The organism is Actinosynnema sp. NPDC050801, from assembly GCF_040673975.1.
Lineage (GTDB): Bacteria > Actinomycetota > Actinomycetes > Mycobacteriales > Pseudonocardiaceae > Actinosynnema.
Window position 1 is genome coordinate 110,241 of sequence record NZ_JBFAQZ010000021.1, and the last position, 12,804, is coordinate 123,044.

Below are 12,804 nucleotides of genomic sequence, written 5' to 3' on the forward strand. Positions count from 1 at the left end.
GACCGCTGCGCGCCCAGCATGACGGTCCGGCGACGGCCTGGGCCACCGGCACGCCCGTTCGCCGTGCCGGGATCGACTCCGGTCGGAGGCCGGGAATCAGGCGGTGCCGGGAACTGCCGGCCGGGGAGCTGGTCGGCGGGGCGAGCTGGTCAGCCGAGGAGCTGGTCAGCCGGGGAGCTGGTCAGCCGGGGAGTTGGTCAGCCGGCGAGGGCTCGCACCCGGCGGAGCACCTCGTCGGTGCCCAGGGCGGTGGCCACGGCGTGCAGGTCGGGGCTGCGGGTGGCCCCGGTCAGGGCGAGCCGGATGATCTGCGAGGCCTCGCGGATGGACCCACCGGCCGGGTAGGCCTCCGGGTTCTGCTTGAGGTCCTTCGGCTTCGCGGCGAACCCGTGCTTGGTGGCCAGCTCGCGGATCTGGTCGAACCACTCGCCGGAGTCCTCCAGCGGCCGGTAGCCGTCGGCGAAGTCGGTGGCGAACGCGCGCACCAGGTCGGGCGCCACGCCGAGCCCGGCGAACTGCTCGCCCGTCACGTCCCGCGGCGTGAACAGCTCGGGGAAGAAGAACCCGTAGGCCTCGCGGAATCCGGACCACTTGCGCAGGTCCTTGCGCGGGTTCGGCACGTCCGCGCCCCGCTCCACGGCCAGTGCGGCCAGGGCGAGGTCGCGGCGGGCGTCGAGCACCGGCACCAGGTCCGGGTCGTGGTCGAGCGCCCACGTGCGCACGGCGTCGAGGATCTGCGGACCCGACAGGGTGGCGATGTGGTCGGCGGAGATGTCCTCCAGCTTGACCAGGTCCACCAGCGGCCCGGCGACACCGCACTCCGACAGCCGGATCGGCGCGTCCAGCGCCTCGGCCAACGGCGTCTCGGCCAACCGGCCGTTGGCCAGCCCGCGCAGGTAGTACAGCACCGCCTCGGCGGGGAAGCCCTGCTCGATGTAGAAGTCGACCGAGGCCTCGGAGTCCTTGCGCTTGGACAGCTTTCGCTTGCCGCCGGGGATCTGCTTCATCAGAGGCGCGATGTGGGCGTAGCGGGGCGCGGGGAAGCCGAGCGCGGCGAACAGCTGCAGGTGCAGCGGCACCGAGGAGATCCACTCCTCGGCGCGGATCACCAGGGTGGTGCGCATCAGGTGGTCATCGACGGCGTGCGCGAAGTGGTAGGTGGGCAGCCGGACCTCGTTGGCCGAGGACTTGAGGATCACCACGTCGTTGCGGTTGTCCTCGTGCTCCAACCGGCCCCGGATCTCGTCCTGGAACCGGGCCCTGGCCTCGACGCCCGGCGAGCGGAACCGGATCACGTACGGTGCGCCCTCGGACAGCTTGGCGCGCACGTCGGCGGGGTCGCGGTCACGCCACAGCGCCCACCCCGCGTAGTAGCCGGGGGGCATCTTCGTGGCGTCCTGGCGGGCCCGGATGTCGGCGAGCTCGTCCGGCGTGGCGAAGCACAGGTACGCCTTGCCCTCGCGCAGCAGTTCGCGGGCGTAGGTGAGGTAGATCGACTCGCGCCGGGACTGGTGGTACGGGCCGTAGTCGCCGACCTCGTCGTGCTCGTCGGCGGGCAGGCCGAAGTAGGCGAAGGCCTGGTCGAACTGCGCCGCGGCGCCCTGCACCTCGCGGGCCTGGTCGGTGTCCTCCACCCGCAGGACGTAGGAGCCGCCGCTGCGGTGGGCGACGTCGCGGTCGATCATCGCCACGTAGAGGCCGCCGATGTGCACGAACCCGGTCGGCGAGGGACCGAACCGGGTGACCTCGGCGCCCTGCGGCAACCGCCGCTCCGGGTAACGCTGCTCCCAGTGCGCCGGCTCCGGCAGGTCGGCGGGGAACAGGGCGTCGATCTCGGCGCGGTCGAGCATCGGGTTCACGGTCTCCAACAACGGGTGGGTGGGCGGACCGTGAGGTTATCAACAGGCCTCCACCGGTCCGCCCGCCGCCGACCCCCGGGCGCCTGGGGGTCGCGGTGGCCGGTGCGGTGAGCGGCGGCGCCGGGTGGCGGCGCCGCTCACCGCACCGCGATCAGAGCAGGCCGCGCCGGTAGGCGGCGACCAGGCGGCGGGGCACGGTCAACTTGCGGCCGTCGAGGGTGGTGACCGGCACCAGGTCGGGCACCTCGGCCTTCCACTGGGAGCGGCGGTGCCGGGTGTTGCTGCGCGAGGTCTTGCGCTTGGGCACGGCCATCAGCGGGTCCTCTTCCCGTAGCGGCGGTTGAACTTCTCCACGCGGCCCGCGGTGTCCATGACGCGCTGGTTGCCCGTCCAGAACGGGTGCGAGTCCGCGGTGATGTCGACCGTGATCAGCGGGTAGGTGTTGCCGTCCTCCCAGTCGATCGTCCTGGTCGACGTGGCCGTGGACCGGGTCAGGAACGCCTTGCCCGTCGCCTGGTCCTGGAAGACCACCGGGTGGTAGTCGGGGTGGATGCCCTGCTTCACAGCTCCTCCATCTCGTCGTGCCACTCGGCGAACGGGTCGGCGAACTCCAACTCGTCCGCGAGCGCCAGTTCCTCGTCGGTCACCAGCGCGTCGCGCAGGACCGCGGTGATCTCCTCCGGCGCCGCGGTGCTGGTGATGACCACCAGCTCCTGGGACCGGTCGCCGAAGCAGGGGTCCCACGACGCCGAGGCGATCGCCCGGCGCTCGGCGGTGGCGTGGGACCAGTCCTCGTCGGCCGCCAGCCACGGCCCGAGGTTGCCGACGTTGAGCCCGCCGCCCGCGGACTCCAGCCACAGCGCGTTGTCCGGCTGGCTCGCCACCCACACCCGGCCGCGGGTGCGGACCACGCCGTCGAGCAGCACGTCCAGGGCGTGGTGCAGCCGAACCGGGTGGAACGGCCGGCGTTCGGCGAAGTGCACGACCGCCACGCCGTGCGCCGGTTCCAGCGGCGGCTGTCCGTGCAGGAGGGCGCCGAACCCGTCGTCGAAGCGGCCGCGGCGGGCGTTGTCGGGGATGGCGGCCAGCAGGGCGGGCACGTCCAGCGTGTGCCGGTCGTGGCGGGGGGCGAGCGGGGCCAACCGGTCCAGCACGGCGTCCAGCACCGGGTCGCCGCCCGCGCCGGTCAGCACGATGGCGTCGGCGAACTCGGCCTGTCCCACGACCACCTGCGCCACGGTCCGCTCGTCGCCGTCGGCGGCGCCGAGGCCGCGTTCGGCGAGCGTGTCCTCGCCGGTCGCGTCGGCCAACCACGTCGCCCGGTCCACCACCGTGATCACGGCGTCGACCCGGACGTCCAGCTCGCGCAGGGCGAAGCAGACGGCCTCCGGTTCCAGCGCCGGGTCCAGGTGCACGACCACCCGTCCGGCCAACCGCTCCAGCAGCGGCAGCAGGTCCAGGCGCAGCGTGCAGGAGACGCAGCCGTGCGCGAGTTCCAGCACCGTCAGCTCGCCGTCGACCCAGCGGCGCACCAAGCCCTCGGCGAGGTCGCGCAGGTCGTGGCGCACCAGCACGGATCCCGGCGAGACGCGCCAGACCTCTTCGGCCACGTCGTGGTGCGCGAGTCCGGCCACCAGTACGACCTCGGTTCCCATGTGCGTTAGCCTAACGGAAACGATTTTCGTTTCAAACTGGAGGCACCGTGTCATCGCGTCACTGCCAGTTGTCGGGGCGCAAGCCCGGCTTCGGCAAACAGGTCTCGCACTCGAACCGGCGCACGTCGCGCCGCTGGCTGCCCAACACCCAGCGGCGCCGGTTCTGGCTGCCGTCGGAGAACCGGCACGTCGTGCTCACGCTGTCCACGAAGGCCATCAAGACGGTCGACCGCCGCGGCATCGAGTCCGTGGTCGCCGAGCTGCGCCGCCAGGGGGTGAAGGTCTGATGGCCAAGTCGACCGATGTCCGACCGATCATCAAGATGCGGTCCACCGCGGGCACCGGCTTCACCTACGTCACCCGCAAGAACCGCCGCAACGACCCCGACCGGCTCGTGCTGCGCAAGTTCGACCCGGTCGTCCGGCGGCACGTCGACTTCCGCGAGGAGCGCTGATGGCCAAGAAGTCCAAGATCGCCAAGGACCGGCAGCGCCGCGAGGTCGTCGCCCGGTTCGCCGAGCGGCGCCACGAGCTGAAGGAGATCATCCGGCTCGACCCGGAGCGCCGGGACGAGGCCCTGCGGGCGTTGCAGAAGCTGCCCCGCGACGCCAGCCCCACCAGGCTGCGCAACCGCGATGCCGTGGACGGCCGCCCCAGGGCGTTCAACCGCGCGTTCGGCCTGTCCCGCATCCGACTGCGCGAGATGGCCCACCGCGGCGAACTGCCCGGCGTCAGCAAGTCGAGCTGGTGAGCCGGATGCCCAAGATCGAACGCGCACCGAAGCGGCGGGTCAACCTCCTGCGCAAGGAGGGCATCACCGAGGTGGACTGGAAGGACGCCGCACTGCTGCGGAAGTTCATCTCCGACCGCGGCAAGATCCGCTCCCGCCGCGTCACCGGCCTGAGCCCGCAGGAACAGCGACAGGTCGCCACCGCGATCAAGAACGCACGCGAGATGGCACTGCTCCCCTACCCCTCGCAGGGGAGCCGATGACCACCGGCGGACGCGGTCGCTGAACCGGGGTCGGAGGGCTCGGGGCGACCGGGCCCTCCACCTCGCCGCGGCAGACGCTCCCGGCGGCGAAGTCTCCGGGGCGGCGGACTCCGGGACCACGGAGGCTCTGGAGCGGCGGCGGCTCGGGGGCGACGGAGGCCCGGGACAGCGAAGTCTCCGGGGCGGCGAAGACTCCGGGGCGGCGGGGTTCGGGCGGTGGAGGTTCGGTGCTGCGGCCGGCGCGTTGAACCGCCGACCGCAGCACCCGGGGAACCGAAGGCGCGGCACACGCCCGGAAGGCGGTCCTCGTCCCCCTCGGGAAGTTCGCCAGGGCGTCGGTCGCCCGACCGCCCGCTGCGCCGGGATCCGCGTCACGCCGGACTCGACCGCGCAGGCCGCCTCGGTCAACGTCGGGTAAACCGGGAGCCGGCGGTCCACCCCGGTCACCCGCAACGGCCGCAGCACGGGGCGACTGTCGGCCACGACGGCGAAGAACGTGCCCAGCCGCTCGGCGCGGGTGTTCGCCGCGATCAGGGCGGCGGCACCGACGGCACCGACGAACGTCACCCCGGTCAGGTCCACCACCAGCGCGAGCGGTGCGCTGTCGAGTCGAGCGGCCATGCCGGCGCGGAACACCGACACCGTGCCGATGTCGATGGGTCCGGCGATGGAGCAGAACTCCACGTCCTCCTCGGCCAGGTGGCCGGGGGCGGTTCCGGTGTCGCTGAGCTGGTCCAGCATGGGTGCGCTCCTTCGGGTGGCCCCGGGGAGGAAACCGTCAGCAGGCCGATTTAGCCCGTTCAGGTGTCTCAAGATCGGCCATACGGGGTATGTCTCGTATGGCACGTTACGGCGCGTCCGGCGAAGGTCACAAGCCCTTCCCGACATCACCATCGAGTGAGTCGACGGTCCCGACACCTCGTTCCGGTGACCGTGCGTGACAGGGCCGAGGGCGGGGCTGCCGGGCCGGGAGCGGCGACGCGCCGCCCCCTGCGGTCCATAGGGGGCGGCGCTCGTCGTCATCGGGTGGTGCAGAGGGTCCCGTTGAGCGAGTACGTCACCGGGTGCACGTTCGGGCCCTGGTAGCTGCCCACGAACCCGGCCGTGGTCGACGCGCCCGGCGCCAGGGTCGCGGTGTTGGAGACCGACACCTGCCGGCCGGTCTGCGACCAGGTGGCGTTCCAGCCGCTGGAGACCTGCTGCCACGTGGTGGGCCAGGTGTAGGTCACCGTCCACCCCGCGATCGGCACGGCGCCGGTGTTGGTGATCTCCAGGTCGGCCACGAAACCGTTGCCCCAGTTGGTGGTCTCCCGGTAGGTCACCGCGCAGGACGACGTGGCGGGCGTGCCGGTGGTGAAGGTCAGCGGCGGCGACGACCACGACGTCCGGCCCGCGTTGTCCCGGGCGGTCAGGTTGACCGTGTACTCGGTGCCGGGGACCAGGTTCGCCGCGGTGAAGGTGGTGCCGGTGGTCTCGCCCCACTGCTCGGTGTTGGCGCCGACGACCCGGTGCACCTCGTACTTCACCCCGGCGGGCGGAGCGGGCCACGACAGCTCGGCCGTGCGGTCGGTGACCTGGCCGGCCACCGGACGGGCGGGCGCGGCCGGGATCGTCGTGCCGGCCGTGGACCTGAGCACGAGCGTGGTGATCGAGTACGGCGGCAGCGTCGCCTCGGACGACGAGCCCGCGGTGGTGGAGATGGCGCTGTCGCCGTTGGCGAAGCTCAGCACGGTCGCGTCGGCGGCCGCCGCGTAGCCCGCGAACCGCAGGCCGACGGTCTTGGCCGCATCCGGGTCCTGGTTGACGAGCATGACCGCCAGGCCGCCGTCGGGCCGCCGGGCCGCGTGCGCCCGCACCAGGGGGTCGCTGGAGGCGGCCGTGACGAGCTGGTCTCCCGGGCGGGCGAAGCGGGACAGCATCGAGATCGCGTGGTACGGCGCGAACGGGGTGTTCAGCGCGGGCTGGCACGTGGTGCCGTCGGAGGTGCAGTTGCCGCTGGAGAGCAGGCCGTAGTCGTCGTAGTCGGGGTGGCCCGCGATCTCCCGGACCTGGCCGATGCCGTTGTGGACGTTCCACCAGTCCACGGAGAACACGCCCTGGCCGAGCATCGTGGCGTAGGCGTCCGCGGCGAACAGCGCGCCCGGTTGGGTGTTGCGGCCGTAGGAGGTGTTGACCTCGGTCAGGGCGATGCCGAGGTCCTTGCCCGCCAGGCGGCGGGACTGCTCGCGCACCAGGGCGATCTGGTCGACCACCCGATCGGTCTTCGTCAGCACCTGCGCGGCGGTGTCCCCGCCCGGGTACCAGTGGATGATGCCGAAGTCGACCACCGGACCCGCGATCGACAGCACGACCTCGTTCCACGACCCGGCGTCGCCGGCCGCGGTGATGCCGTCGGGCCACTCGCCCGGGGTGGTCAGCACCGCGCCGACCTTGATGGTCGGGTCGACCGCCTTCATGGCCGTGGCGTAGTCGCGGACGAGGGTGGCGTAGTAGCGCGGGCTCTTGTCCGGGTGGTGGTCGGCCTCCCACCCGGAGCCGTAGTGGCCGTTGCCGTAGTTCTCGTTGCCGATCTCCCAGTACTTGACGCCGTAGCCCTTCTCGACGTTCGCGTAGCGCACCCAGGCCGCGGCCTCCTCGGGCGTCCCGGTGCCGTAGTTGGCGGTCACGACGGCCTGGCCGCCCGCCCGCCGCACACCGCTCATGAACGTGTCGAAGTCGGTGTTCGGGGCCACGTAGCCGCCGGGCGCCGTGTGGTCCGCCCAGTGGTAGATGTCCGAGTACGACCCGCCCGGGTAGCGCATGGCCTTCACGCCGGCGGCCTTGAGCAGGTCGGCGACGGCATCACTGCCCAGGTGGGTGTCCCAGATGGCGTGGTTCACCCCGATCGCGGCCTCCTGCACCACCTCCAGCCCGGCCCTGGTGTTGACGGTGACGGTGACGGTCGGGTCGGCCTGCGCCGGGGAGCCGGCGGTCAGCAGGACCTGGGCGGCCACGAGCGCGGCGAGCGCGGGCAGCACGACGGAACGCGGTCTCATAAGAGGATTCCCCATCGACGGTGATGAAACTGGGAGCGCTCCCGAACTGTGCGTGCAGGCCCCTACCTTGTCAATCGTCCCGATCACCGCGGGGCACGAGGTGCGTACAGGTGGCGGATCGAGCCACCGGCCACTTCGGTCAACGCGTCGAACGCTTCGACAGCACAAGGCGGTCCGCGGTCCCGCGCGGACCGGACCCCTCGCTCCGCGCACGGCGCAGCGCGCGCAGGTGGCGGGCGACGTCCACTTGGAGCGAATCCGCCGCGGTGGTCCCGTGGTGCCGCTCGGTCCAGCGGAGGTGGGCGTCGACCTCCGCCACCATCGTGCCGGTGTCCGGCAGGGCCGCGACGCCGCGCACGAGGTCCGCTATCCACGCCGCCTGCGCCTCGAACACCGGGGTCAGCGCGCCCAGGGGACGGACGACACCGCGGACGAAGCCCGCGAAGTAGAGGCCCGCGTGGTGCGGCGGCACGACCCGGAGGTAGAGCGCGGCCTGACCGGTGGGGCGGAACAGAGCTTCGCGGGGCACGACGGGCGCGCCCATCCGGTAGCCCGTGCAGCAGATCACCGCGTCGAAGTCGTCGCGCGTACCGTCGGCGAAGTGCACGGTCGCGTGGTCGACGTGGCTGATCGCGGGTCTGACCGTGATCGCGCCACCGCGCAGGCGCTCCGGCAGGTCGTCGGACACGACCAGGGGTGTCGCGAGCACCGGTCGCCGCGGCTGCGGGAGGCCGTGGTCGGCGAGCGGTCCGCGGGTGGCGCGCAGCACCGCGGCCACCAGTCCGCTCTGCGCCCGGGCCGGCAACGCGGCCCACCACCAGCGGCGGTTGAGCTGGTCCAGGGGAACGCCCATCAGGTGGCGCGGGACGATGTGGGCACCGTGCCGCACGGCCAGCACGGTGCGGTCCGCGACGTGCGACACGGCGGTGGCGACGTCGCAGGCGGAGTTGCCGAGGCCGAGCACCAGCACGCGCCTGCCCGCGTAGGCCTCCGCACCGCGGTAGTCCAGCGTGTGGACGACCGTGCCGGGGAAGCCGGCGAGGCCGGGGATCGACGGCAGCCTCGGGTTCCAGTGGTGCCCGGTGGCCATGACCACGTGGGAGAAGTTCCGGTGCCGGACGCCTCCTCGCCGGTCGCGGGTGGTGACGGTCCAGGTGCCGTCGCCCTCGGGGTGGACCGCGTCGACCGCGGTGTCCAGCTCGACCCGGTCGCGGAAGGCGTGCGCGGCGGCGTCGAGGTAGGCGGCGACCTGGTCGTGCCGGGGATGCGTCGGACAGGCGTCGGGCATGGGCGACCACGTGAACGCCGTGGTGTGCTTGGAGGTGTTGAGGCACAACGACGGGTACGCGGGGCTCGCGCCGGTGCCCGAGTAGCGCCACACGCCGCCGATCCCCGTGCCGCGGTCCAGGCAGGTGAAGGGGATCGCGCGGACGTGGAGCTCACGGGCGACGGCCAGTCCGGCGAAGCCCGCACCGACGACGCAGACGTGGCGGTCCGCCGGGCCGGGGACGGCGGTCACCGCGGCGGTGCCGCCACGGTGTCGTGGGTGGCGCGGTGGCCGTTGTTGCGCACCGGTGGCACGGGGGTGGGGCCCAGGAGGGTGCGACTCAGTTCGGCGAACTTCTCCCCCAGCGGCCGGATGACGTTCTGCTCGACCTGGTAGTAGCTGGTGAGCGAGGCCAGCGGCACCCGGCGGAGGTACCAGCTGCCGGCGAGGTTGCAGCCGATCTCGGGGCTGCGGTGGAACCTGCCGGTGAGCCAGCCGGCGCTCTCGGACTCGAAGGTCCGCTCCAGCCGGAAGTAGTTGAACAGGCTCTGCGCGGTGACGCGGACCGTTTCCTCGTCGTCGTCCGGCCGCGGTTCCGCCACGCCGATCCAGCACTCCGGCCGCCCGGCGTCGTCCACGTAGGCGTCGTTGAACCCGAGCCACGGCCAGACGAAGGCGATCAACCGCGCCCGCGAGGTGCGCAGGTCGTCCGCGACCTGCCCCTCACCCAGGTGGTCGGCGTCCACGTAGGAGCGGCCGAGCCACGTCGGCGTCCACAGGTAGTACGGGTACGCGCTGTCGTCGGAGAGCAGGTAGCTGTTGGCGTTGGAGAACAACTCGTTGCCCGCGACCGGGCGCAGCCGCACGCCGTACTCCGGCAGGGCGAACCGGACCGAGAGGACTTCGAAGAAGGCCCGGATGTCGCGGTAGTACTCGGTGAGCTGGCGGTAGGCGGTGCCGGTCTGGGCGAGCACGTCGTCCCTGAAGATCATCACGTCTCGATTCCGGTCACACCCGCCGCGTGCGACACCTTGACAGATGGCAAGATTTCGTCACTCAGAGCAACGACGGACTCTACCGCAGGACAATAACACTGTAAATGGCTTAGAGTAATCGAACGGGTGCTCTAAGTGCGCGGGAGACGACGTGCTCGACGTGGCGGTGGTGGGAGCCGGGGTGGGGGGTTGCTACTGCGCCCACCGCCTCGTCGCCGGCACGGGACGCGGTGGTCGGGTCGAGGTGTTCGAGCGGACCGACCGGGTCGGCGGCAGGCTGTGGTCCGCGCCCGTGCGCGCCGCGCCGGACCTCGTGGCCGACCTCGGCGCGATGCGCGTGCACCGCGGGCTGCGATCGGTGATCGGGCTGATCCGGCACCTCGGGCTCGAACCGGACCTGACGCCCTTCACGTTCGACCGGCCGGAGAACCTGGTGCACCTGCGCGGCGCCGCGACCCGGCGACGTGCGGCGGGGCGGTCCCCCGACGACCTGGTGGCCGAGGCCGCCGAGCGCCTGGTACCCGGGTTCGCCGAGCTGCGCCGCCTCCGGCACGAGGCCCGGTCCAGGGACGATCGACACCGCGCCGACTCCCTGCTGCGGTCCTTCCACGAGCAGCGGGACCGCGCACGCCTCGCCCGGCGGCCCCTGGACACCCTGACGTGGACGGAGGCCCTCGAACACGCCATGGGCGCGACCGCGGTCGCGGTCGTCCACGACGCCGGGGGCTACGACGTCCGCCACAGCGCCGAGAGCGCCGCCGCCCGGCTCGACCTGCTCTTCCGGACCCCTCCCGACGCCGAGTACCTCACGCTGCGCCACGGCATGCAGGCGCTGTCCGACGCCCTGCACGCCCGGTTCACCGCCGCGGGCGGCGTCACTCGGACCGGTCACCGGCTCGTGCGGCTCGCCCGCGAACCCGGCGAGGACCACTACCGCCTCACCTTCGCGGTGCACGACGGACGGAGCGAGAGCGGGCACACCCGCGTCCTGGCCCGGTCCGTCCTGCTCGCCCTGCCGCCGGAGGCGCTGCGCGGCCTGGACCCGGCCGGGCTGCCGCTCGCCCGGTGCCTGCGGCCCGTGCTGGACGCGATCGAGCCGGTGCCCGCGTTCAAGCTCTTCCTGGTCTACCCGGAACCGTGGTGGCGGAGCCTTGGCATCACGCACGGTCGCAGCACCACCGACACGGAACTGCGTCAGCTCTGGTACGGCGGGACGTGCTCCCCGGCGAACCCGACCGGTTCCGCGCTCCTGCTGGCCGCCTACCCCAGCGGCCGGTCCGTCCACGCCTGGGACGACCTGCGCGACGGCGTCCCGCACACCCCGGCCGCTCCCGCGCCGACACCGGGCCGGGCGATGGTGGACCACGCGCACGCCCTGCTCGCCCGGGTGCACGGCGCCACCGACCTGCCCGACCCGGTCGCCGCCTGCTGGGCCGACTGGAGCCGCCCGCCGCACGGTGCGGCCTGGCACGTCCGGCGTCCGGGTCACGGTCGTGGCGACACCGGGCCACGCACCCGGCAGCCGCTCCCCCGCGAACGCGTGCACCTGGTCAGCGACAGCTGGACCGCCGACCCGGGTTCGATCGAGGGCACCCTCGCGTCGGCGGAGGACGTGCTGCGCGCCTGCTTCGGACTCCCCGCCCCGCCGTGGCACGCCGGATCGCCGCGCTGACCCCGTTCGTGGAGGACACGATGGATGCCCGCACCCCGTCACCGGACGCGGCGGACGTCGCGGCCCACCTCGCGGCCGTGCCGGCGTTGGCCGCCCGACTCGGTGGCGACCCCGCCGACTGGGACGTGCGCGAGATCGGCGACGGCAACGTGAACTTCGTCTTCGCCGTGCGCGGCCCGAACGGGACGCTCTGCGTGAAGCAGGCGCCTCCGTTCGTGCGGGTGGCCGGCACCTCCTGGCCCCTCACCCCCGAACGCGCCCGGTTCGAGCACCGCGCCCTGCGCGAACACCACCGCCACGCGCCCGACCACGTGCCCGTCCCGCTGCACTACGACCCGTCACGGCACCTCCAGGTCATCGAGCACCTCGACGGGCACGTCGTCCTGCGCCACGCGCTGGCGGAGGGCCGACTGCCCGCCGACGTGGGCGGGCACCTCGGCGCCTACCTCGCCCTGACCCTGTTCCACACCAGCGACCTGGCGCTGCCGGCGAGCCGCAAACGACCGCTGGTCGCCGAGTTCGAGGGCAACGCCGACATGTGCTCGATCATGGAGGACATGGTGTTCACGGAGGTGTACCACCCGTTCCACCGCAACCAGTGGACACGACCGCACCTCGACGCCGACGTCGAACGGCTGCGCGCCGACACCGAGCTGCTGATCACCGTGGCCCGCCTGAAGGACCACTACCTGACCAGCAGGCAGGCCCTGCTGCACGGCGACCTGCACACCGGGTCGATCATGGTGTCCGAGCGCGCCACCCACGTCATCGACCAGGAGTTCGCCTGCTTCGGCCCCATGGGTTTCGACATCGGCAGCCTGTTCGCCCACCTGTTCATCGCCTACTTCGCCCAGGACGTCCCGGGCGAGTCGGCCGAGACGCCCCTGCAGGGCCGTCTGCTGGCGACCGTCGACACCGTGTGGCGGGAGTTCGCCACCCGCTTCACCGCCCTGTGGCGGGCGAACCCGACCGGTGATTCCTACCCGGCGGCCGTCTTCCGCACGCCGGCGCCCGACCGCGACCCGCTCGACCGCGGTTCGCTCGAACCAGATCGGCTCGAACCGGATCCGCTCGGACCGGAGCGGCGGGCCTACCTGGACCGGGTGCGGCGGGACAGCGTCGGCTTCTGCGGCGCGGAGATCATCCGCCGCGTCGTCGGGTTCGCCCGGCCGGCCGACTTCACCACCATCCAGGACGCGCGGCACCGGGCGACCTGCGAGCGTCGAGCGCTGCGCCTGGCGCGCGAGCTGCTCCTCGGCGACCACGACGACATCCGGGACGTGACCGCCGCCGCCAGGAGGGCGCGCCTGGCGCCGCGGTGATCCACGA

13 protein-coding genes and 1 pseudogene are annotated in these 12,804 nt (G+C 72.7%); 6 read left to right on the forward strand and 8 right to left on the reverse strand.

Annotation, left to right across the window (positions count from 1 at the left end):
• Positions 1-197: 197 nt before the first annotated feature.
• The 4 genes from AB0K14_RS33340 to AB0K14_RS33355 all read right to left on the reverse strand — a co-directional run bounded on the left by AB0K14_RS33340 (position 198) and on the right by AB0K14_RS33355 (position 3,514).
• The gene (locus tag AB0K14_RS33340) at positions 198-1,850 is read right to left on the reverse strand and encodes a glutamate--tRNA ligase family protein (RefSeq protein WP_364339780.1); all 1,653 of its coding nucleotides are present in this window, start codon (positions 1,848-1,850) and stop codon (positions 198-200) included.
• A 160-nt stretch (positions 1,851-2,010) separates the two neighbouring features.
• A complete protein-coding gene (rpmF, locus tag AB0K14_RS33345; protein WP_360464878.1) occupies positions 2,011-2,172 on the reverse strand; it encodes a 50S ribosomal protein L32 in 162 nt (53 codons plus the stop codon).
• A complete protein-coding gene (locus tag AB0K14_RS33350) occupies positions 2,172-2,423 on the reverse strand; it encodes a type B 50S ribosomal protein L31 (RefSeq protein WP_360464875.1) in 252 nt (83 codons plus the stop codon). The genes rpmF and AB0K14_RS33350 overlap by 1 nt, the downstream gene beginning before the upstream one ends.
• Positions 2,420-3,514, reverse strand: coding sequence for a GTP-binding protein (locus AB0K14_RS33355; protein WP_360464872.1), 1,095 nt, complete (start codon positions 3,512-3,514; stop codon positions 2,420-2,422). Before AB0K14_RS33355 ends, AB0K14_RS33350 begins: the two co-directional genes overlap by 4 nt.
• Positions 3,515-3,561: 47 nt before the next feature.
• Between AB0K14_RS33355 and rpmB the strand changes: the two genes are divergently transcribed.
• Genes rpmB through rpsR form a run of 4 tightly spaced genes read left to right on the forward strand, consistent with a single transcriptional unit; the run spans position 3,562 to position 4,506 of the window.
• Positions 3,562-3,801: a 50S ribosomal protein L28 gene (gene rpmB / locus AB0K14_RS33360; protein WP_360464869.1), complete on the forward strand. Its 240-nt coding sequence runs from the start codon at positions 3,562-3,564 to the stop codon at positions 3,799-3,801.
• On the forward strand, positions 3,801-3,968 hold the full coding sequence (gene rpmG / locus AB0K14_RS33365) for a 50S ribosomal protein L33 (protein ID WP_360464866.1): 168 nt from the start codon (positions 3,801-3,803) through the stop codon (positions 3,966-3,968). Before rpmB ends, rpmG begins: the two co-directional genes overlap by 1 nt.
• Entirely contained in the window at positions 3,968-4,264 is a 297-nt protein-coding gene (gene rpsN, locus AB0K14_RS33370; RefSeq protein WP_360464863.1) for a 30S ribosomal protein S14, read from the forward strand. Before rpmG ends, rpsN begins: the two co-directional genes overlap by 1 nt.
• Positions 4,265-4,269: 5 nt before the next feature.
• Positions 4,270-4,506, forward strand: a complete 237-nt coding sequence (gene rpsR, locus AB0K14_RS33375; protein WP_360464860.1) for a 30S ribosomal protein S18 — start codon at positions 4,270-4,272, stop codon at positions 4,504-4,506.
• A gap of 408 nt (positions 4,507-4,914) precedes the next feature.
• On the opposite strand, the pseudogene AB0K14_RS33380 reads toward rpsR, so the two are convergent.
• The 4 genes and pseudogenes from AB0K14_RS33380 to AB0K14_RS33395 form a co-directional block, all read right to left on the reverse strand.
• Positions 4,915-5,529, reverse strand: a pseudogene (locus AB0K14_RS33380) (STAS domain-containing protein); the annotation flags it as partial.
• Entirely contained in the window at positions 5,526-7,541 is a 2,016-nt protein-coding gene (locus tag AB0K14_RS33385) for a cellulose binding domain-containing protein (protein ID WP_360464857.1), read from the reverse strand. The pseudogene AB0K14_RS33380 and the gene AB0K14_RS33385, both read right to left, overlap by 4 nt.
• A 139-nt stretch (positions 7,542-7,680) precedes the next feature.
• Positions 7,681-9,060 (reverse strand): NAD(P)-binding domain-containing protein, encoded by a 1,380-nt coding sequence (locus AB0K14_RS33390; RefSeq protein ID WP_360464855.1) that lies wholly within the window; start codon positions 9,058-9,060, stop codon positions 7,681-7,683.
• A complete protein-coding gene (locus AB0K14_RS33395; protein ID WP_360464852.1) occupies positions 9,057-9,800 on the reverse strand; it encodes a hypothetical protein in 744 nt (247 codons plus the stop codon). Before AB0K14_RS33395 ends, AB0K14_RS33390 begins: the two co-directional genes overlap by 4 nt.
• 154 nt (positions 9,801-9,954) lie before the next feature.
• Here AB0K14_RS33395 and AB0K14_RS33400 point away from each other — a divergent pair, with 154 nt between their 5' ends.
• Together AB0K14_RS33400 and mtnK are read left to right on the forward strand one after the other, a co-directional pair.
• Positions 9,955-11,475: an NAD(P)/FAD-dependent oxidoreductase gene (locus AB0K14_RS33400; RefSeq protein ID WP_360464849.1), complete on the forward strand. Its 1,521-nt coding sequence runs from the start codon at positions 9,955-9,957 to the stop codon at positions 11,473-11,475.
• Positions 11,451-12,797, forward strand: a complete 1,347-nt coding sequence (mtnK, locus tag AB0K14_RS33405; protein ID WP_360464847.1) for an S-methyl-5-thioribose kinase — start codon at positions 11,451-11,453, stop codon at positions 12,795-12,797. The genes AB0K14_RS33400 and mtnK overlap by 25 nt, the downstream gene beginning before the upstream one ends.
• The last annotated feature ends 7 nt before the right edge of the window (positions 12,798-12,804 follow it).

Coding starts and splice junctions, on each gene's coding strand:
- AB0K14_RS33340 (WP_364339780.1), bottom strand. CDS start 1,850: ATGCTCGACCGCGCCGAGATCGACGCCCTGTTCCCCGCCGACCTGCCG.
- AB0K14_RS33355 (WP_360464872.1), bottom strand. CDS start 3,514: ATGGGAACCGAGGTCGTACTGGTGGCCGGACTCGCGCACCACGACGTG.
- rpsR (WP_360464860.1), top strand. CDS start 4,270: ATGCCCAAGATCGAACGCGCACCGAAGCGGCGGGTCAACCTCCTGCGC.
- AB0K14_RS33385 (WP_360464857.1), bottom strand. CDS start 7,541: ATGAGACCGCGTTCCGTCGTGCTGCCCGCGCTCGCCGCGCTCGTGGCC.
- AB0K14_RS33395 (WP_360464852.1), bottom strand. CDS start 9,800: ATGATCTTCAGGGACGACGTGCTCGCCCAGACCGGCACCGCCTACCGC.
- rpmF (WP_360464878.1), bottom strand. CDS start 2,172: ATGGCCGTGCCCAAGCGCAAGACCTCGCGCAGCAACACCCGGCACCGC.
- rpsN (WP_360464863.1), top strand. CDS start 3,968: ATGGCCAAGAAGTCCAAGATCGCCAAGGACCGGCAGCGCCGCGAGGTC.
- rpmG (WP_360464866.1), top strand. CDS start 3,801: ATGGCCAAGTCGACCGATGTCCGACCGATCATCAAGATGCGGTCCACC.